Annotated in this window: 17 protein-coding genes; 7 read left to right on the top strand and 10 right to left on the bottom strand. The window is 44.4% G+C overall.

From position 1 onward, the window contains the following. Positions 1–84: 84 nt before the first annotated feature. From katG to A7D14_RS15715, 3 genes are all read left to right on the top strand, one after another. Positions 85–2,310 carry a catalase/peroxidase HPI gene (gene katG, locus A7D14_RS15725; protein WP_218058542.1) on the top strand — a complete coding sequence of 742 codons (2,226 nt, stop codon included), beginning with the start codon at positions 85–87 and terminating at the stop codon, positions 2,308–2,310. Between the two features lie 104 nt (positions 2,311–2,414). Continuing rightward, the gene (locus A7D14_RS15720; protein WP_067036750.1) at positions 2,415–2,894 is read left to right on the top strand and encodes an ankyrin repeat domain-containing protein; all 480 of its coding nucleotides are present in this window, start codon (positions 2,415–2,417) and stop codon (positions 2,892–2,894) included. Continuing rightward, positions 2,891–3,667 (top strand): nitrilase family protein, encoded by a 777-nt coding sequence (locus A7D14_RS15715; protein ID WP_067036747.1) that lies wholly within the window; start codon positions 2,891–2,893, stop codon positions 3,665–3,667. The genes A7D14_RS15720 and A7D14_RS15715 overlap by 4 nt, the downstream gene beginning before the upstream one ends. Here the strand turns inward: A7D14_RS15715 and A7D14_RS15710 are convergent. Beyond that, a complete protein-coding gene (locus A7D14_RS15710) occupies positions 3,651–5,270 on the bottom strand; it encodes an Ig-like domain-containing protein (RefSeq protein WP_067036744.1) in 1,620 nt (539 codons plus the stop codon). The genes A7D14_RS15715 and A7D14_RS15710 overlap by 17 nt on opposite strands. Before the next feature lie 69 nt (positions 5,271–5,339). Beyond that, a complete protein-coding gene (locus A7D14_RS15705; RefSeq protein WP_255307477.1) occupies positions 5,340–5,915 on the bottom strand; it encodes a ComF family protein in 576 nt (191 codons plus the stop codon). A gap of 161 nt (positions 5,916–6,076) precedes the next feature. On the opposite strand from A7D14_RS15705, the gene A7D14_RS15700 reads away from it, so the two are divergent. Beyond that, a complete protein-coding gene (locus tag A7D14_RS15700; protein WP_067036739.1) occupies positions 6,077–6,973 on the top strand; it encodes a hypothetical protein in 897 nt (298 codons plus the stop codon). A 36-nt stretch (positions 6,974–7,009) separates the two neighbouring features. Further along, positions 7,010–8,551 carry a glycine--tRNA ligase gene (locus A7D14_RS15695; protein ID WP_067036736.1) on the top strand — a complete coding sequence of 514 codons (1,542 nt, stop codon included), beginning with the start codon at positions 7,010–7,012 and terminating at the stop codon, positions 8,549–8,551. 3 nt (positions 8,552–8,554) lie between these two features. On the opposite strand, the gene A7D14_RS15690 is transcribed toward A7D14_RS15695, so the two are convergent. The 3 genes from A7D14_RS15690 to A7D14_RS15680 form a co-directional block, all read right to left on the bottom strand. Beyond that, complete coding sequence (locus A7D14_RS15690; protein WP_218058543.1) at positions 8,555–10,231, bottom strand: formate--tetrahydrofolate ligase; 1,677 nt, start codon at positions 10,229–10,231, stop codon at positions 8,555–8,557. Between the two features lie 75 nt (positions 10,232–10,306). Continuing rightward, the gene (locus A7D14_RS15685) at positions 10,307–11,668 is read right to left on the bottom strand and encodes a D-arabinono-1,4-lactone oxidase (protein WP_067036791.1); all 1,362 of its coding nucleotides are present in this window, start codon (positions 11,666–11,668) and stop codon (positions 10,307–10,309) included. Positions 11,669–11,796: 128 nt separating this feature from the next. Then, entirely contained in the window at positions 11,797–12,309 is a 513-nt protein-coding gene (locus A7D14_RS15680; protein ID WP_067036731.1) for a DUF3124 domain-containing protein, read from the bottom strand. A 102-nt stretch (positions 12,310–12,411) separates the two neighbouring features. Here A7D14_RS15680 and A7D14_RS15675 point away from each other — a divergent pair, with 102 nt between their 5' ends. Next, a complete protein-coding gene (locus tag A7D14_RS15675; protein ID WP_067036728.1) occupies positions 12,412–12,630 on the top strand; it encodes a hypothetical protein in 219 nt (72 codons plus the stop codon). Positions 12,631–12,661: 31 nt separating this feature from the next. Here A7D14_RS15675 and A7D14_RS15670 read toward each other — a convergent pair whose 3' ends face one another. The 5 genes from A7D14_RS15670 to A7D14_RS15650 form a co-directional block, all read right to left on the bottom strand. Further along, entirely contained in the window at positions 12,662–13,414 is a 753-nt protein-coding gene (locus tag A7D14_RS15670) for a hypothetical protein (protein WP_067036725.1), read from the bottom strand. 2 nt (positions 13,415–13,416) lie between these two features. Further along, positions 13,417–14,397 carry a DNA cytosine methyltransferase gene (locus tag A7D14_RS15665; RefSeq protein ID WP_067036722.1) on the bottom strand — a complete coding sequence of 327 codons (981 nt, stop codon included), beginning with the start codon at positions 14,395–14,397 and terminating at the stop codon, positions 13,417–13,419. 153 nt (positions 14,398–14,550) lie between these two features. Beyond that, positions 14,551–16,551, bottom strand: a complete 2,001-nt coding sequence (locus tag A7D14_RS15660; RefSeq protein ID WP_255307476.1) for a TonB-dependent receptor family protein — start codon at positions 16,549–16,551, stop codon at positions 14,551–14,553. Positions 16,552–16,804: 253 nt separating this feature from the next. Then, the gene (locus A7D14_RS15655; RefSeq protein WP_083158127.1) at positions 16,805–17,359 is read right to left on the bottom strand and encodes a cysteine hydrolase family protein; all 555 of its coding nucleotides are present in this window, start codon (positions 17,357–17,359) and stop codon (positions 16,805–16,807) included. 29 nt (positions 17,360–17,388) lie between these two features. Next, complete coding sequence (locus tag A7D14_RS15650; RefSeq protein WP_067036713.1) at positions 17,389–17,901, bottom strand: hypothetical protein; 513 nt, start codon at positions 17,899–17,901, stop codon at positions 17,389–17,391. 127 nt (positions 17,902–18,028) lie between these two features. Here A7D14_RS15650 and A7D14_RS15645 point away from each other — a divergent pair, with 127 nt between their 5' ends. Beyond that, positions 18,029–18,793, top strand: a complete 765-nt coding sequence (locus A7D14_RS15645; RefSeq protein ID WP_067036785.1) for an exodeoxyribonuclease III — start codon at positions 18,029–18,031, stop codon at positions 18,791–18,793. Positions 18,794–18,829: the final 36 nt, after the last annotated feature.

The following is an 18,829-nucleotide window of genomic DNA, read 5'->3' as shown; positions in this document are numbered from 1 at the left end:
ATTTTAATATTAATTATCTATGTTTCAGAGGGGTAATTTCGTAAATTTACGAAGGCTAAAATTTAATCTAAAAACATACGAATCATGAGTAAAGAATTGGCAAATGGTGCAGATGAGGGCGCTTGTCCTTTTTTGAACGGAGAAATAAAACAAGTGGCCGGGAGTGGTACACAAAATGAAGATTGGTGGCCCAACCGTCTTAAGTTGGAACTTTTAAGCCAGCATTCAGAAAAATCCAACCCGCTTGGAGAAAAATTCAACTACGCCGAAGCGTTCAAAAAGCTGGACTACGCAGCGCTTAAAAAAGACCTTTTGAAGGTTATGACCGATTCGCAAGACTGGTGGCCTGCCGATTTTGGCAGTTATGCCGGTTTGTTCATCCGTATGGCATGGCACAGTGCAGGTACATATCGTTCTGGAGACGGTCGTGGCGGTGGTGGCCGTGGTCAACAACGCTTTGCCCCCCTTAACTCTTGGCCGGACAACGTGAGCTTGGACAAAGCCCGTCGCTTGTTGTGGCCCATCAAACAAAAATACGGTCAGAAAATATCCTGGGCAGATCTTATGATATTGGCTGGAAACGTTGCCTTGGAATCAACCGGATTCCGCACTTTTGGTTTTGCCGGTGGTCGTGAGGACGTTTGGGAGCCAGACCAAGATGTATATTGGGGAAGCGAGAGCGAATGGTTGGCCTTAAGCGATACGCCCAACAGCCGCTATTCGCACAACAAAGAAGAACGCGATTTGGAAGACCCTTTAGGAGCTGTACAAATGGGGCTCATCTATGTAAACCCTGAAGGACCAGACGGAAATCCTGATCCCGTAGCTGCTGCTCACGACATTCGAGAGACCTTTAAACGCATGGCTATGGACGACGAAGAAACCGTAGCCCTTATTGCTGGGGGACATACTATCGGTAAAACCCACGGTAATGGCGATGCAGAATTGGTTGGTGCCGATCCCGAATCAGAAGATTTGGCATTGCAAGGATTGGGATGGGTCAATAAAAATGGTTCAGGAAAGGCTGGTGACGCCTTTACTTCTGGACTTGAGGTAACTTGGACATCCACACCGGTACGTTGGAGCAACGATTTTTTCCAATTCTTGTTTAAATACGAATGGGAATTGACCAAAAGCCCTGCGGGGGCACACCAATGGGTGGCCAAGGATGCCGAAGCCATCATCCCCGATGCTTTTGGTGGTCCCAACAGAAAACCAACCATGTTGACCACTGATTTGTCCTTGCGCTTTGATCCAGCTTATGAGAAGATTTCACGTAAGTTCTTGGATGACCCACAAGCTTTTGCCGAAGCTTACGCCCGTGCTTGGTTTAAGCTGACGCACCGAGATATGGGACCACGTTCCCGTTACCTTGGGCCCGAAGTGCCAAAAGAAGAATTGGATTGGCAAGACCCCATTCCAGCGGTAGATTACACTTTGGTTGATGCCTCTGATGTAAAAGCATTGAAAGCAAAAGTATTGGATTCCGGTCTTTCAATTTCCGATTTGGTTTACACTGCTTGGTCGTCTGCGTCCACCTTCCGTGGTGGTGATAAGCGTGGTGGTGCCAATGGTGCACGTATCAACTTGGAACCCATGAACGGTTGGGAGGTGAACAAAGGCACCGGAAACGTGGTAAAAGCACTTGAAGCCATTACGAACGAATTCAACAGTAATGCCAGTGGCGGAAAGAAAATTTCTTTGGCTGATATGATTGTCTTGGCCGGTACTGCCGCAGTTGAAAAAGCTGCTAGCGATGCCGGTGTTCCAACCGAAGTGTCTTTTGCACCAGGGCGTAACGATGCCCGCCAAAATCAAACCGATGTTGAGGCCACTAATTACTTGGAACCTAAATATGACGGTTTCCGTAACTATGTGAAACAAGGCGTAAAAGTGCCAGCCGAGCATTTGTTGGTGGATAAGGCCCAATTGTTGACCCTTACCGCACCCGAGATGACCGCTCTTGTAGGTGGTTTGCGTGTGCTGGGTGCCAACTTTGATGGCTCAAAGCACGGTGTGCTTACCGATAAAGTTGGGGTTTTGAGTAACGATTTCTTCGTAAACTTGCTCGATATGGCCACTGAATGGAAAGCCGCCAACGATGAAAAATCGTTGTACGAAGGCCGTGACCGTGAGACTGGTGATCTAAAGTGGACCGGTACCCGTGTGGACTTGGTATTTGGTTCCAATTCCATTTTACGTGCCTTGGCCGAAGTGTATGCTTCTGAAGATGGCAAACAAAAGTTTGTTGCCGACTTCGTTGCAGCATGGACCAAAGTAATGAACCTAGATCGTTTTGACCTAAAATAGAAATAGACACATTTCTACGGAATAGTAAGAAAAGGAAAATTAACTTGATAAGCTGCCGCATCCCCCAAGGTTGTGGCAGTTTTTTTATAACTTCCGCAAATAAGATGAGCAATACGGATAATTTATTCAACCATATACGAAATGGGGATTCAGAGCTAGTTGAAAAACTATTGGCTACTGATCATAAGTTATTGGAATCCAAAGACCAAAGAGGGTCCACCTCTTTGCTATTGGCAGCCTACTACGGTCACGGTAAATTGGTGGAACTCTTGCTGAAGAAAGGAGCGGAGGTTGACGCCAAGGACGGTTCTGGCAATACGGCTTTAATGGGGGTTTGTTTTAAAGGGTACACGGACATCGCAGAGCAATTGATCAATGCAGGGGCCAATGTCAACCACATCAATGCCATGGGAGCCACCTGCCTTATTTATGCCGTTACCTTTAATCGACAAGGGATAGCCAAATTGCTAATGGAGCATGGAGCCGATGCTTCCATAAAGGATGCCAGAGGCAATACGGCTTTGGATTACGCTCAGGAACAAGGGATGCAGCCCTTGGTGGAATTATTGAAAAAAACCAAATGAGATCAACACTTAAATTAGCACTTGTTCAAACCCCGTTGCACTGGGAAGACCCCTTGGGCAACCGGGAAATGTTCCTAAAAAAGATTACCTCCATACCTGATGAGGTGGATTTGATTATCCTTCCGGAAATGTTCACCACCGGCTTTACCATGGAACCCCAGAACATTGCACATCCCGAAGGGAATGCTACTGTGGCCTGGATGCAAAAATTGGCCAGGGAAAAACGGGCAGCATTAACGGGCAGCATTGTCTATCATGAAGACAACAGATATTTTAACCGGCTGTTCTTTGTTTTCCCTGATGGCTATGTAAAAACCTATGACAAAAAACATACTTTTAGCTTGGCAGGTGAAGATCTGGTCTATGAAGCAGGCACCCAAAAGCTGTTTGTGAACTATAAAGGGTTTAAGATTTGTCCCATGATCTGCTATGATCTGCGATTTCCGGTCTGGTCCAGAAATGTGGAAGAATATGATGCCCTCATCTATGTGGCCAATTGGCCAAAACCCAGAATTTCTGCTTGGGACACCCTTCTTCAAGCAAGGGCCATTGAGAATATGGCCTACAGCATTGGCGTCAACAGGATAGGATTGGACGGGTTGGACTATGAATACTCCGGACATTCGGCGGTGTATGACACATTGGGTAAAAAAATGGCCTATTCAGAAGAGGAAGGGATTTTATATGCTACTTTGGATAAGAAGCATATTGAAACCACCCGAAACAAGTTGCGATTTTTGGAGGATAGGGACCAATTTACTCTGTTAGGATAAAACTCTGTTCCATTTCCCAATTGGCACGTACTTCAATTACATCAGGAAAATAACTGATTTTTTCGGGCTGTATTTTTTTGAGATAGCTTCCGGTGTCCCATTTTCCGTTCCCGTTCCCGTCAAAAATCACCCTCGCAATATAATTGCCGGGATCAAGGTTGTTGAACTCAAAGATTTGGGGTTCACTCGCAACAATTTCCCGTTGAACCTCCCCTTTCTCGGTCAAGAGCTGCATAATAACAGGGTATTGAACAGCCCCACTGAGGTTGAACCGCAAATTGCCGTAGTCGGCATAACTGCTTGTTGAGATGTTGTAGTCCAACGTATCATTTTGAATCCCGAAAAAATCGGTCACTGCCCCTGGCAGGAAGGCAAATCGATAGCTTTGATTGGGTTCAACATCAAAATCAAAATCAATTTTGTTCTCCAACGAATCAATCGCATAACTATAGGGAGCCAGTAAAGAATCGTTCACCACAAGTCCTATTTTGGTAGTGTCCACAGAAGCAATCGGCGTATTGGCCAAAACACTGAAACTGTCTTCAAAGCTAAATTTACCCTGAACACCGTTGCTCAATGTGAGCGAGTCCAAAGGCAATTTTCGGGTTTTTACGGTGAAGGTATCAATGGCTTCCATTTTTGCGTTGGTCACGGTGAATATGATGGAATCCAAATCTGTGGGACTGATCCAATAGTTCAAGGTATCTTTCTCCCGATCTTTAAGAATGATGGTTTCTACGGAGTCCGGTAGTTCGGTCAACGTTTCAATAGCAATATCCCGATAATCCCCCTGATATCCGAAGATAATACGGTTTTTGGCCACATAACTGGGCACAGAAATGCTGTAATCTGGCAATTCTTTGAATAGGTTCAGCAGATAAATGGAGTCTGTTGGCAATGTAATGGTATCTTCAAGAAATCCAATTTTGTCCAACCTTTGATCAAATTTGTTGTTTTTGTTCTCATCCTTTAGGGCGAACAAGGCGTAATTTCCGGCCTTCAAGTTTCTCAATTCAAAAAGGGGCAGACTATCCCCGGTATTTGCAATGTAATTGGGGAGGCTCTTATAAACCGTTGAATCTGTATAGGCGGTGTCTATTTCATAGAGCATTACGCTTACAAATTCATCCGCTTTTCTATTATAGGCATCCCTTACCGCACCGCTTAAGGTCAAGGAATCAATATAGTCACCCGTTGAAAACACATAGGTCAAAAAACTGTTTGGGTTTCCTTCATTGTTGTCCACCAGGCTTTGCCCAAAATTAAGGGTATAGGTGGTGTTTTCCCGCAGCGTATCCTTCAAAATAATTTCAATATACTTTCTGGGTCCACCCTGTGGGGTTATTTCAGGTTGATTTTTTAAAGGAGGGGAGACCACCAATTGTTGCTGTACATTTTCTAACTTAATAAGTTCATCAAAATAGAGCCGTATTTTTTCGGCCTTAAAATTCACGGAGAAATTTTCGGGTTCGGCACGGGTCAGTTTTGGTGGGGTCAGGTCTTTCGGCCCCCCTGATGGGGAACCTCTTTTGGCGCATTGCCAAAGGGCGAGGGCCACAAAGGCAAAAAATAGCAGACCCAATATTTTTTTGATGTACGCCATGCTCAAAATCAATGGGACAAAGAAACAACTAATTTAAAAACCTGACCCAAGCATTCACAAATTTTAACCCTAGGGCACAACGGCCATGCTCAAAACCGAAACACGGACATTTTTCAGCTGCAAGAGTACCTTGGCACAGGATTCTATGGTGGCCCCGGTAGTAATGACATCGTCTACCAAAAGCACATGCCCAAAGGAAGTTTTGGCCTTTGGATTAAGCTGGAAGGCCTTTTTGGAGTCCTCCCAACGTGCCTGCTGATCCTTTTTGGTCTGTGTCTTTGTGTTGACAACCTTTAGAAGAAGGTCGTCCCGATATTCTGCCCCAAGGGAAGATGCAATCCTCTGTGCAAACAGGGCAACTTGGTTATAACCTCGCTTTTTTAGTTTTTTGGGATGTAATGGAACAGGTACCACAACGTCCACTTTTTTAAGATTCCCATCTTTTTCCAAAAGTGAACCGCACCAATCCCCAAAAAAGGCTCCAATTTGCTCTTGATTTTTGTATTTTAACCAATGCAACAGGTTTTTTACAATCCCATTTTTTGAGAAAAAAACAAAGGATACGGCCTTTTTTATAGGAATTCTCCCATAAAATATACGGTCTACTGTGTTTTCTTCCAGAAAGTTATGATCGGTGAGTGGCATTTCATGTCGACAAACGGTACACAAAACGCGTTCTCCCCTGAATAATTGGGTATTACATCCAAAACATACCTGTGGCAATAGGATGTTGTTAATCACGTTTATTATCTTAGCCAACCTTTTTGGTGTCAAATCGTATATGCGTTAGAGTAGTCTGTTAGTCCATGAACCCCCAAGATAACAATTTCAACTACAAAATTATCTTTGCTGCACTTGTTGCGGTCATCGTGGGTATTCTAATAGCTTTTTATTACAGTTATGCGCAGTCCCAGAACCAAATGTCGTTCTTGGAAGATGAAAAATCCATTTTGGTCAAAGATCTTACTTTGATGAAAGCCGAAGTGGATCGGTTATCCGGACTCAACGAGGTCAATGAGATTGAATTGCAGACATCAAGGTTCAGGGTACAGCAATTATTGGATTCTGTGGGAAGACTCAACTTCAGCATCACCAAATTAAAGGAAACCCGGAAAGAACTCCGTAAACTTGAAATCCGGTTCGATAGCCTAAAACTCAAGAACAACTTTCTTCGGTATAACAACAGCCTTATGGCCAGTCGTTACGAGGAGACCCGAAAACAACTGGAAGAGCTTAGGGGAAGGGCAAATACCATGCAAGAAACAGAATCGCTGCTCAGGGAGACCAATAGGGAACTTACCCGGGAACTTCGCATAAAAAGTTATTTAAAATTACAGGATGCCGAAGGCAGTGGGTTCCGTTTGCGTGCAGGCAGGCCCATTAAGACCAACAAAGCATCGACCATTGAAAAATTGAGGGGCTGTGTCACTATTTTGAGCGATCCCAGTGAGCAAGGGGATGTAAAAGTGCTCTATCTCCAATTTTTGGACCCCAACATGGCCGTTATTGAAGATAATGCCAATACCGTTTCGGTGAGTGGCAACACCTACAGCAAAAAAGTGGAGATTGTATACACGGGTAAGGAAATCAGTGTTTGCGATGCCATTACCGTTCCAGAGGGATCCCTTCCGGAAGGAATTTACACCCTCAATGTTTTTGAGGACGAAAGATTGCTGGCCTCCACCGAATTTCAGCTGAAATAAGCCACTTCTTTTTGGACAATATTCTATTTTTGCCCAATGGCAAATCAGGAAGACATTTTTAAGAAGGTTATCTCCCATGCAAAGGAATACGGGTATGTGTTCCAATCCAGTGAGATTTATGACGGACTCAGTGCAGTTTATGACTACGGACAGAACGGCGCCGAGCTAAAGAAGAACATTCGCGAATATTGGTGGAAGGCCATGGTGCAGCTCAATGAGAACATTGTGGGCATCGATGCCGCCATATTTATGCATCCCACCACTTGGAAGGCCTCTGGCCACGTGGATGCCTTTAACGACCCGTTGATAGACAACAAGGATTCCAAAAAAAGATACCGGGCCGATGTCCTTATCGAGGATTATGTGGCCAAGATCGAGGCCAAAATCGATAAAGAAGTTACAAAGGCCGAAAAGCGTTTTGGCGATAGCTTTGATAAGGAGCAATTCCTTTCCACCAATAAGCGTGTTATGGATTATCAAGCCAAGGCCGATGAAATCTTGAAACGCATGGGCAAATCCCTCGAAAAAGAAGATTTGGCAGATGTAAAAGCCTTGATAGAGGAATTGGAAATAGCTTGCCCATTGTCTGGATCCAGAAATTGGACCGATGTAAAGCAGTTCAACCTCATGTTCGGGACCAAATTGGGCGCTTCTGCCGATAGTGCCATGGACCTGTATCTTCGTCCTGAAACCGCACAAGGTATATTCGTCAACTTTTTGAATGTTCAGAAAACCGGACGGATGAAGATTCCGTTTGGGATTGCCCAAACAGGAAAAGCCTTCCGTAATGAAATTGTGGCCCGTCAGTTTATCTTCCGTATGCGGGAGTTTGAACAGATGGAAATGCAATTCTTCATCAAACCAGGCACCCAAATGGAGTGGTATGAAGCTTGGAAGGAAAAACGAATGAAGTGGCACCTTTCTTTGGGAATGGGGGCAGAGAACTACCGTTTCCACGACCATGAAAAATTGGCCCACTACGCCGATGCCGCAGCCGATATTGAATTCAAGTTTCCATTCGGATTTAAGGAATTGGAAGGTATCCATTCCCGAACTGATTTTGACTTGGCCAACCACGAAAAATATTCCGGCAAGAAACTGCAATACTTCGATCCAGAGGAAAACAAGAGTTATGTGCCCTATGTGCTGGAGACATCCATTGGTTTGGACCGTATGTTTTTGGCGGTTTTTTCCAATTCACTCCAAGAAGAGGAGCTTGAAAATGGCACTACGCGAACTGTATTGAAAATCCCAGCGGTACTGGCCCCCAATAAAGTGGCCGTTTTACCACTGTTGAAACGGGATGGCCTCCCAGAGGTGGCCCAAAAATTGGTGGATGGGTTGAAATGGGATTTCAATGTGGATTATGATGAAAAAGATGCCGTTGGGCGTCGTTACCGCCGCCAAGATGCCGCAGGTACGCCATTCTGTGTCACTATTGACCATCAGACCTTGGAAGATGATACCGTTACCATCCGGCACAGGGACACCATGGAGCAAAAGCGAGTGAAGCTTTCAGAAGTGAAGGATATTATCTCTAAAGAGGTGGACATGCGCTATTGGTTGCAGAAAATCTAAGGCTTAGAACAATCCGGTAATCTCCCCAGCATCATTAATGTCGATGCCCTCAGAGGATGGGTGCGCTGGCAATCCCGGCATGCGCATGATATCACCCGTAATGGGAATCAAAAAACCGGCGCCCACGGCAATTTCAATCTCCCGAACCGTAATGATAAAATCCTTGGGCCTACCCAGCAATGCAGGATTGTCTGACAATGACTTTTGCGTCTTGGCAATACAAACGGGCAAATGTTCCAGACCCAAATCGGCAATTTTCCGAAGATTGGCCTTGGCCTTAGCGGTGTAATCCACATACTCGGCCCCGTAGATTTCCGTGGCAATGGTGGCTATTTTATCGGTAACGCTGGACTTCCAATCGTACAACGGCTTAAAATTTGAAGCATTGGAGTCTACGACATCAATTACCTTTTGCGCCAAATCCAAGGCACCCTCCCCTCCCTTGGCCCAGACATCGGCAACCGCCACACGAATACCTTTGGAGGCGGCCAATTCTTGGATCACGGCAATCTCTTCCTCTGTATCCGAAGTAAATTTATTGATGGCAATTACAGGGATCACTTGAAACTTGGCAATGTTCTCCAAATGCTTTTCCAGATTGGGCAACCCTTTCCTGAGAGCCTCCACATTGGGCTCTGTCAAGGATTTTAAATCAGCCCCACCATGATATTTTAAAGCTCGGATGGTTGTGGTGAGCACCACGGCCTTGGGTTTCAACCCTGCACTTTTGCATTTGATATCGAAGAATTTTTCGGCCCCAAGATCAAATCCAAAACCAGCCTCGGTAACGGTATAATCAGAATGGGACATGCCCATCAAGGTGGCAATCACCGAATTGGTTCCTTGGGCAATGTTGGCAAACGGCCCGCCGTGGATGATGGCCGGATTTCCCTCAATGGTCTGTACCAAATTGGGTTTTATGGCATCTTTGAGCAAGACGGCCATGGCCCCTTCGGCTTTTAGGTCTTTGGCATAAATGGGCTTTTTGTCATACGTATAGCCCACAAAAATATTTCCCAAACGCTCTTTTAGATTGCTGAGGTTTTCAGCCAAACAGAGAATGGCCATGATTTCCGAAGCAGCGGTAATATCAAAACCCGTTTCCCGGGGTACACCAGAGGTGGTTCCGCCCAAACCCACAATAATATGGCGCAACGAACGATCGTTCATATCCATGACCCGTTTCCACCCAATGGTCCGTGGATCCAAAAGCAAAGAATTGGTTTTACTCTGAATATTGTTGTCGATAATGGCCGCCAAGAGGTTGTGTGCTTTCTCAATGGCGGCAAAATCCCCCGTAAAATGAAGATTGATGTCCTCCATGGGCAATACTTGAGCATATCCCCCACCTGTGGCACCCCCTTTTATCCCAAAAACAGGACCTAATGAAGGTTCACGCAATACCACTGTGGTTTTCTTGCTCAAACGATTCAATCCTTCGGATAATCCAATGGACATGGTGGTCTTTCCTTCACCGGCTGGGGTTGGGGAAATGGCCGAAACCAAGATAAGATTGCTCTTGCCTGCTTTATCCCTGTCAATGGCTTTCAAGGGAAGTTTGGCCTTGTACTTGCCATACATTTCAATGGCATCGGCGGGTATGCCAAATTTTTCGGAAATGGAGGATATGGGTTGCAGTTCCACCCCCTTCGCAATTTGCAGATCTGTCATAAACGGTATTTTGAGTTAGTGCTGGAAACCCGAAAAAGGATTCGTATTCCAACCTACAATATACCATAATCGGACAAGAACTGCCTAGTATATATTCAAATCCAGATAGTCGTTCTTGAATTTCCCTTCCGGATCGTATTTCTTCGCCAAGGCCAAAAAATCGGCAAATTTCTCATAGCGCTCATGTAGGGTGTTGGGGTCTACCGTGAACAATTTTCCCCAATGCGGTCTTACGTTGAAGGGAGCCAAAGTAGCTTCAATTTTTGGAAGCAGAGCCATGACTTCTTTGGATTTTGGTTTCCAGGTAAAGTGAATAGCAACAGAATCTTGGTGGTAAGCGGGACTCATCCAAAATTCATCCGCAGCGATGGTACGCACTTCGGTGATCATTAAATGCGGATTGATTTCATTCTTCATCTTTTCCAACGCCAAGATAGCCTCCACGGCATTTTTCCGTGGAATAAAGAATTCCGACTGCAATTCTTCACCGGCACTTGGGGTAAAGCCCATTTTAAAGTGGGGCAAACGGTTGTACCAAGGGCCAGGGATTCCCATTTGTTCCGAACAGCTCTCCGCTGAAATGGAAGCAATGGGATGCAAATTTTCCGTGGCGGCCTTTGCACCATAAAAATCATCACCCAATACCGCATGCTCCGCATCCACTCTTCGTTTGACCCAAACCTCACTGATTTTTTCATCCATCCAATCCGTGAATAGGCTCACGCTATATCCGCTGGACATAATTTCATCAAAATTTTCAACCAAGGCAGGTAACGGAAGATCCACGAACACATTTTGGGTCACATCGAAAGCTTCCTCAATTTCCAACGTAACCTTGGTAACGATGCCAAAAGCACCCAAGCCCACTACAATCCCATAAAAATCGGGATGGTTGCGATCTATGGTCACCAGCTCACCGCTTGGGGTAACCAGTTCCAGAGCGACCACCGGCGTGGCCAAGTTGCCATTAGTGACCCCAGAGCCATGCGTTCCAGTGGAGCAGGCACCCACCACCGTAATATGGGGCAGTGAAGCCAGATTGTGTAAGGCATAGCCCTTTTCGTAAAGTTCCTCACTGAAATCACCATACCGCGCACCGCTTTCCACGGTGATGGTCTTGTTTTCGGCGTCCAGACTGACCACTCTGTTCATATTTTTGGTGGAAATCTGGTTTTTGGGACTGTCCGCAATGTTGTTGAAACAGTGCCGGGAGCCCAAGGCCTTTTGTTGGTCCAGTTTCTTTACCAATTGCTGCACTTCTTCAGCAGTGGTAGGCTCATATAGTTTTTCAGCTTTGTAGGTATAGTTGCCCGCCCAGTTTTTTCGAGGTGGAGTGGCTTGTGCGGTCACGGTTTCTTTTTTCTTGTTTAAACAGGCGAGGTTGGGCAGCAACATTCCGCCCGCCACGGCCATGGAGGATGATTTAATGAATTGCTTACGTTTCATAAGGGATTGTTTGTTCGGTTGCATGTACAGGCCGCTCCGCAAAATGCTGTGAAGGGAACCCTTACTAATATACGGAATATGGATTAACATTTAGGGAGAAGATTGTGAGCCTAAAAGTTTGACATAGATCATTCCACCCGAATGCCCTGGGTGGTAAAGGAGAGGCCTTGTTGTCCCGAGGTGGAGATCATTACCCCCTCAAAATAGGGCTCGTGTGTATTAGGCTTTATGGACCATTGGAACAGAAAGTTGGCTCCAGTTCCCCCGGATTGGTCCTTTTCATCGATGACAATTTCCACGGTTTCCATAGGCTTTATGAAAATGGGCTTATTGAAGTAGGTGCGGATGGAGCTGCCGTGGGTATCAAAATACTCCGCTTTGTGGATGTAAATGGAATCCCTGAGGTTGGTGTTCCGCATGCTGATGGTGCCCGTAAGGTTATGGGTGCGGTGTTCCGTTTCGCTATAGATCTGTGAGTATACGGAAAGGTAGGTGGTGCCCTGTACCAAGGAATCACTGGCCGAAAGGGTTATGGAGCGGCTATTCCAGTTTACGGGATGCATGGAACTGACCTCTTTCTGCGCTTTCTCGGCACAGGAGAGGATAATGAACGACAAAACGATCAAGACCAACTTTTGCATAGAGCAGTGTTACGTTCTGACTAAGATACGGAATAGTAGATGTTGTAAACCCGTCAGTTCGAGTTTTTCCGAAGGAAAAGCTACTTATTCGTAGTAACAAAAATGAAAATTGAGTGGTATTTTGCTTCTATGTTGAACGAAACCCAAATCGTACAGTTCCAAGATTGGATCACCGATACCTACAGCACACCTGAAGCACTGGCCCATTATCTAGATTTGGCCGTGGAAATGTTGTTCTATATTGAGGAGGACTGCTTTACCAAAGTGGAACTTCAAGATGTGGTGACGGCGTTGCGGGGGATGAGGAGGGTTTTGGGGTGAAGCAATAGATGTTTATTATAGTTTAATCAATTTATTTCCGCTCAATTGTAACCCAAGATTTATCAAACCCAATTGCTCTTAGTACTTTTTCTTTATTCAGAGTTTCAGGTTGTTTAATTTTTAGAATCAGTGTGTGTTCAGGAACTTTTTCAATAATTGTAAATTGTGAACCATGAGGCTGCCATACAAATCGCTTTTCTTTGGTTCCTTTAATAAAGCCTTCCAGGTTGCCCCTTTGATTCCAAGAAAAATCAAAAAGTTCAGCATCATAGCGAATGGTTTCAAACTCAAATACGGCTACTTGAGAAAGACTGTCTGATTTAACCAAAACAACTGTACGAAGATGTTTATATTTCTCACGAATTGCTGAAACACGCTCGTTCCAAATCTCTAAAACTTGTTCCCCTATTAGGTTTGGTTCAATAGTTGTATCAATTGTTCCACCATAAGAATAAATAGGTGAATTTCTTCCAGAAATCAATCTGACATGTCTTAAATTTCTGAAATCCTTGACTCCAGATTTAACTGTTTTTGCACCCCAAGCTGTATTACCCATTACTACATCATCAAGACCAACATTTGATGGCTTCCATTCAGCTCCAATGCACTGAGCGAATATCTGTTCCCACTCATTTCCTTGTAAATCAGCTCGACCTTTGCTGGCAAGAAGATATACAATTTCTTGTCCTAAAATGTATGGGAAATCACTATTGAATTGATTTAGTGGGTATGCAGCAATTGATTTATTAACTGTTCTCAGTTTTGGTGATTGCTTTTTTCCCATTTTTAACTTGCATTAAAGCGTAAATCATATTCTCTTAAAACAGCGGTCTGATCCATTCCAATGGCAACATATGGCAATAACTTTAAAGCTACAGCTTTGATCATGTTTACAGGAACAGCGTTACCAGCTTGTTTTCTTGCTTGGCCATCACTAACTACAATTTTGTAAGAGTCAGGAAATCCTTGTAATCTGAACATTTCTCTAGGTGTAAGCCTTCTTTCTCCATTAACCAAAAGATAATTATAAGATGCTCCTGCTCTCAAAGCACAGGAGTATGGATAAGAGCAAATGTTACCAGATTTATTTTCATGCCAAATTGATGGATAATATGAAGATTTATGGCTGTTCTTTCTCTTTTCTTGGATGTAGTCTGAAGCGAAATGCTTTTTATTTACATTTTTTTCTAAGATTTCAGAAAGAGATTTATAAGGTTTTTCAGGGTTTGGAAAAGTAAACATTATTGGCTCTCTATGACCTACAATAACAACTCTTTCTCTTTTTTGAGGCAATCCATAATCCAACGCATTCAAGACACTGTAATTGACGTGATAGCCTAATTCTTTTAGAGATTTGAGAATAACTTTTAAAGTTTTTCCCTTGTCGTGTCCTACAAGCTGTTTGACATTTTCTAATATAAATGCTTTAGGCTGTTTTTCCTTTAGTATTCGAGCTATATCAAAAAAAAGGGTTCCTCTAGTATCGCTAAGGCCTTTCATTTGACCTATAATGCTGAAAGGCTGGCAAGGAAATCCTGCAAATAAAATATCATGATCAGGAATATCCTTTTCGTTTACTTTGGTAATATCTCCGTATGGTCTTTCCCCAAAATTTGCTTCATATGAATCTTGAGCAAATTTGTCTATGTCAGAAGAGAATACACATTCTGGGATTATGTCATTTTCAGCACAAGCTTCTTCGAAAGCAACTCTAAAACCTCCAATACCACAAAAGAGGTCAATAAATGTTAGTTTTTCTTGATACATATTTCAAAGATACATATCTAAACGAATGTTTTCACTTATATATAATTTCACTACTCCCCAATCATCATATCAAACTTGGCAGCACCACGCCATTTTCACCCCCGGTCATATAGGGTATCATCTCTAAATAGAAGCAGTAAAGCGGTTGTTCACCTAAAAAAGATACCCCAAACGCACCCCTACAAAGTAGTTTCTGCCGTTCCCTGGGTAAAAGAAGCGCGGTTGCGCGCCGCCAAATCCTGTGGCATTGATCAACACGGATTGCGCATAGGTGGTATCAAACACATTGTTGATTCCAGCATGCACGCCCAAAGAAAACTGGCTGGAGAGCTGTGTTTTGTACCCCAATTTGGCATTAAAGACATTAAAGGAATCGCTGCTCAGCGTGTTGGCATCGTTCAAAGGAATCTGGTCCACGTACTGGTGGGTAAGGTTCAGTTGCAAACCATTGGTATGTTGCAGGTCTATTCCCGTGTTCAATCGGTGTTTGGGCACCCCGGTCAAAGGGTTACCGGAATAATCATTGTCCTCGTCCACAAAATCCACAAACGTATGGTCGTTAAAGGTATAGCTGAAATAGGGTGCCAGCGAAAGTTGGCTGGACAGCCGGGCGATGTATTTCACATTCATTTCCAGACCTTGGTGACGGGTTTCCCCGGCGTTTGTGCCAATGTACTGGTCCTCGCCCACGCGTTGGGCCACCAAAAGGTTGTTGATGTCCATGCGGTACAGGGCCACGTTGGCGGAAAAGCGTTTTTGCAACAAGGTCCATTGTGCACCGATTTCATAATTGGTACCGGTCTCTTGGGCAATATCGGGGTTGATAACACCCTCGGGGGTCAAGGTTTCCTCCAAACCGGGATTGGAGAACCCACGACTGATGTTGGCGTACAAATTCCCATTGTTCAGGGCATATTGCAGTCCAAAACTGGGCAACAAAATGGCGTCAAAATTTCGTGTGGCCGATGTATTGGAAGCTCCTTGGTTGAACAGGTCATTAAAATCATAATGGGTTTTGTTGAGGTTGAGTCCCACTTGGGCCGAAAAAGCATCGGTCAAGGCATATGTAAACGTAGCAAATGCATTGAACTGCCTCCGGAACTCGGTGTTCTGGCTCAAACGGTCACCCTCAAGACTTCCATTGCCATTGTTGTCCTCGTACAGGTTCTCAATGGTACTCCAATGGTATTCATCCTTATAAAGTTCGGCTCCAAACGTATATTCGGCCTTATCAAAGCTGCCCTCAAATTGACTTCGGAAGCCAAAACCGTTGGTGAATTCATCCAAAATATTAAAAGGACGTGGCTCGTAATGGTCCGTGTAGGTATAAAAAATGCTACTGGTATTTCGGAACGCTTCCGAAAATTTATAGGTGTGCGATAATCCCGTAAGCAAATATTTATTGGCTTCAAACCCTTGTGCTGCCAACCAGTTTCCAGCTGCGCGGGTGGGGTCCTCCTCCAAATCGGTCTGGTTGATGGAACTGGCAATGCCGGCGGTGTAGTCGATATAGTTCACCAAGATGCCCACACTGCTTTTTGTACTAAGGTTGACGTTGCTCGTCAACAAAAAACCATCACGTTCAAAACGACTGTTCTGTCGGTAGCCATCCGTTTCCAAATGATTGTAGCTAAAAGTGAGATCAAAAGATTTTTCAGAATGGGTGAACGAAAGGTTGTCTTTCAGCATATTGTACGATCCCACTGTGGTGGTATTGATGAGTTGGGTCTCGTCCGCTTGTGCCGATTTGGTATCCAAAATAATGGCACCGCCCAAATTGGAACCATACGCTGTTCCCTTTGGGCCTTTAATGACCTCCAGAGAGCCCAAATTTTCCAAATCGAAGGCCTCAATATCAGAAAAATTGGTGCCGTTGGTCACGGGAATGCCATTGAAGTACATGCGGAGTTTGTCTGTTCCGTACAACGTGCGGGCACCTACACCACGAATGGTGATCCGGTTGGTGTTGATGGCCCCGGAAAGAATATATACCCCGGAAATTTGGTTCACTGCCGAAGGAATATCGGTTGGATTGAAGCGCTCAAAGGTTTTGGTGCTGATGGTGGATGAAGCCGTAATGCCCGTGGCCTTTTTTGGAGCTAGATCTTCGGTGAGGATGATCTCATCCAACTGGGTTATGGAATCTCTTTGCACTTGTTGACCCAAAATTTGGGCTGTACAAAGCAGTGTTAGACTATAAAAAAGAACTTTTATTGCGTTTTTAGGGGAATTATAACTATTCACTGGGAATGCTTTTTGTATGTATTGTTTTCTTCAGTTTTCGCACAAAAATGGGTGGATTGCCCTGCCATAGACAAGAGGCACTTTTTCGGAAAATAATACCGGGTCAATAACACTATTAAGGTATGGGCTGATGATGTGCATCATATTGGCACAAAAATAACAACTAATCTACCAGTTCTTTCAATAAAGTTGTTGTATTTGTCACATGGGCAAATTCATCCTTTAAATTGGCCAGGGCAGTATTGTGAATGATATCGGCACCATACGTTTTGCCATCCACGCCAATTTTGTCAAAGGCGGCGGTGGCATCCGAGACCAAAGTAACCTTAAAACCCAGATTGGCGGCCATCCTCACCGAGGTGGAGATGCAGTGCTCCACAGTAAGCCCAACAATGATCAAATCGGTAATGTTTTGGGACTTTAACCGAGCTTCCAAATCTGTTCCGATAAAGGCGCTGTTCACATTTTTTTGGATGATGGGCTCATGTTCCAACGGTTTTGCCGAAGGATGGAAGGCATTTCCCTTTTTGCTGGGGTGCAGTGGTGATTCTGGATTTGTGGAACAGTGCTGCACATGAAAAATGGGCCATTTTCTCTTTCGGAAGGCATACAGGATTTTTTGACAATTGGCCTCAGCATCCGGATTGCTGCGTTCCGTGCCATAAAATTCCATTTCTTGAAGCCCTTGTTGGATATCGATAAGGAGTAAGGCGGTCATCCCCATTAAATTTAGATTAAAAGTAGGGATTAAAACCGAAATCCAACAGACAATCCTCCGCGGTACATGAAGTCGTCCTGAAAATCCTCGGGATTGATATTTCTGCCCAAACCTCCAAAAATTTCCACGGTGAACCGTTGATCCCGGGTAGACCATTTATTGCCCAATCCCAAACCTAGGGCCGTAGTGCTGTAGTCCCTGTTCCGTTGAAGTTCATTTTCAATCTCATCTTCACCGGTGTAGTACAGGCCAAAGGCCTCGGCAAAGAACCCGCTTCTGGGCTGATAGCCAAAATACGCCCTGAAATTGGGTCCAATTCCAAAATTCCCATTGAAGTCGGTGGCATCGTCGTCAAAATAGATCGTTGCCCCAATACTGGCATCTTCACTAAAGTAGTATTCATACGAACCTTCAACCGTGGTAGTGGCCAAAAACAGTCCAATGTTGAGCTTGATCTCGTTGTTATTGTACAAGGCAGGGTAGGCTTGGGCCGACATCACATAACCAGAAAACAAGAAACCGAGGAGCAAAAGTTTTTTCATGAGGCATGTTTTTAATTCATGGAAGGATAATCAATTAGCGTTCCAAAAACAAAGGTACAGTATGAATGTAAAACAGGTTTATTTTAACAAAACCACTGCAATGGCTATTTTTGGGCAAAATTTTAAAATGAAGATTGTCTCGTACAATGTAAATGGCATCAGGGCCGCAATGAACAAAGGCTTTGTGGATTGGCTGCAAACTGTAAATCCAGATGTGGTATGCCTTCAGGAAACCAAGGCCATGAAAGAACAGGTGGACACCACGGTTCTCGAGGAAGCCGGATACCCTTACCACTATTGGTTCAGTGCCCAGAAAAAAGGATATAGTGGGGTGGCATTGCTCTGCAAGGAGGAACCGGACCATGTGGAATATGGCACTGGAATCGATTATATGGATGTTGAGGGACGGAACTTGCGTGTTGATTACGGTGACTTGTCTATTATGAGCATGTATTTGCCGTCAGGCACCAACATGGACCGTCTAGATCTAAAGTTGACGTACATGGACGATTTTCAGAACTATGCCGATGAGCTTCGAAAGGAACGCCCCAATCTTGTGGTTTGCGGGGATTACAACATTTGTCATGAAGCCATTGATATCCACGATCCGGTCCGCAACAAAAATGTATCGGGATTTTTGCCCGTGGAGCGCGAATGGATTGGAAATTTTATCAAAAGCGGCTTTATTGACAGTTTTAGGCATTTCAACAAAGACCCCCACAATTATACGTGGTGGAGCTACCGAGCCAACGCCAGAAACAACAATAAGGGCTGGCGCTTGGATTATGGAATGGTCAACGAATCACTGGAAAACCGTTTAAAGCGTTCGGTCATTCTTTCGGAAGCAAAACACAGTGATCATTGCCCCATTTTATTGGAGTTGGAAAAATAACAATTGCTTTAAAAGTCAAAAAATAGGATTGACTAC

It is taken from the genome of Allomuricauda sp. CP2A (genome assembly GCF_001683915.1).
GTDB lineage: Bacteria > Bacteroidota > Bacteroidia > Flavobacteriales > Flavobacteriaceae > Flagellimonas.
This window is presented reverse-complemented; position numbering and strand designations above follow the sequence as displayed.

Excerpts from the sequence above, each read along its gene's own strand:
- A7D14_RS15675 (WP_067036728.1), top strand. The coding sequence starts at position 12,412 with ATGAAAATTGAGTGGTATTTTGCTTCTATGTTGAACGAAACCCAAATC.
- A7D14_RS15685 (WP_067036791.1), bottom strand. The coding sequence starts at position 11,668 with ATGAAACGTAAGCAATTCATTAAATCATCCTCCATGGCCGTGGCGGGC.
- A7D14_RS15705 (WP_255307477.1), bottom strand. The coding sequence starts at position 5,915 with ATGCCACTCACCGATCATAACTTTCTGGAAGAAAACACAGTAGACCGT.
- katG (WP_218058542.1), top strand. The coding sequence starts at position 85 with ATGAGTAAAGAATTGGCAAATGGTGCAGATGAGGGCGCTTGTCCTTTT.
- A7D14_RS15710 (WP_067036744.1), bottom strand. The coding sequence starts at position 5,270 with ATGGCGTACATCAAAAAAATATTGGGTCTGCTATTTTTTGCCTTTGTG.
- A7D14_RS15670 (WP_067036725.1), bottom strand. The coding sequence starts at position 13,414 with ATGGGAAAAAAGCAATCACCAAAACTGAGAACAGTTAATAAATCAATT.
- A7D14_RS15715 (WP_067036747.1), top strand. The coding sequence starts at position 2,891 with ATGAGATCAACACTTAAATTAGCACTTGTTCAAACCCCGTTGCACTGG.
- A7D14_RS15650 (WP_067036713.1), bottom strand. The coding sequence starts at position 17,901 with ATGAAAAAACTTTTGCTCCTCGGTTTCTTGTTTTCTGGTTATGTGATG.
- A7D14_RS15700 (WP_067036739.1), top strand. The coding sequence starts at position 6,077 with ATGAACCCCCAAGATAACAATTTCAACTACAAAATTATCTTTGCTGCA.
- A7D14_RS15680 (WP_067036731.1), bottom strand. The coding sequence starts at position 12,309 with ATGCAAAAGTTGGTCTTGATCGTTTTGTCGTTCATTATCCTCTCCTGT.
- A7D14_RS15695 (WP_067036736.1), top strand. The coding sequence starts at position 7,010 with ATGGCAAATCAGGAAGACATTTTTAAGAAGGTTATCTCCCATGCAAAG.
- A7D14_RS15655 (WP_083158127.1), bottom strand. The coding sequence starts at position 17,359 with ATGACCGCCTTACTCCTTATCGATATCCAACAAGGGCTTCAAGAAATG.
- A7D14_RS15720 (WP_067036750.1), top strand. The coding sequence starts at position 2,415 with ATGAGCAATACGGATAATTTATTCAACCATATACGAAATGGGGATTCA.
- A7D14_RS15645 (WP_067036785.1), top strand. The coding sequence starts at position 18,029 with ATGAAGATTGTCTCGTACAATGTAAATGGCATCAGGGCCGCAATGAAC.
- A7D14_RS15665 (WP_067036722.1), bottom strand. The coding sequence starts at position 14,397 with ATGTATCAAGAAAAACTAACATTTATTGACCTCTTTTGTGGTATTGGA.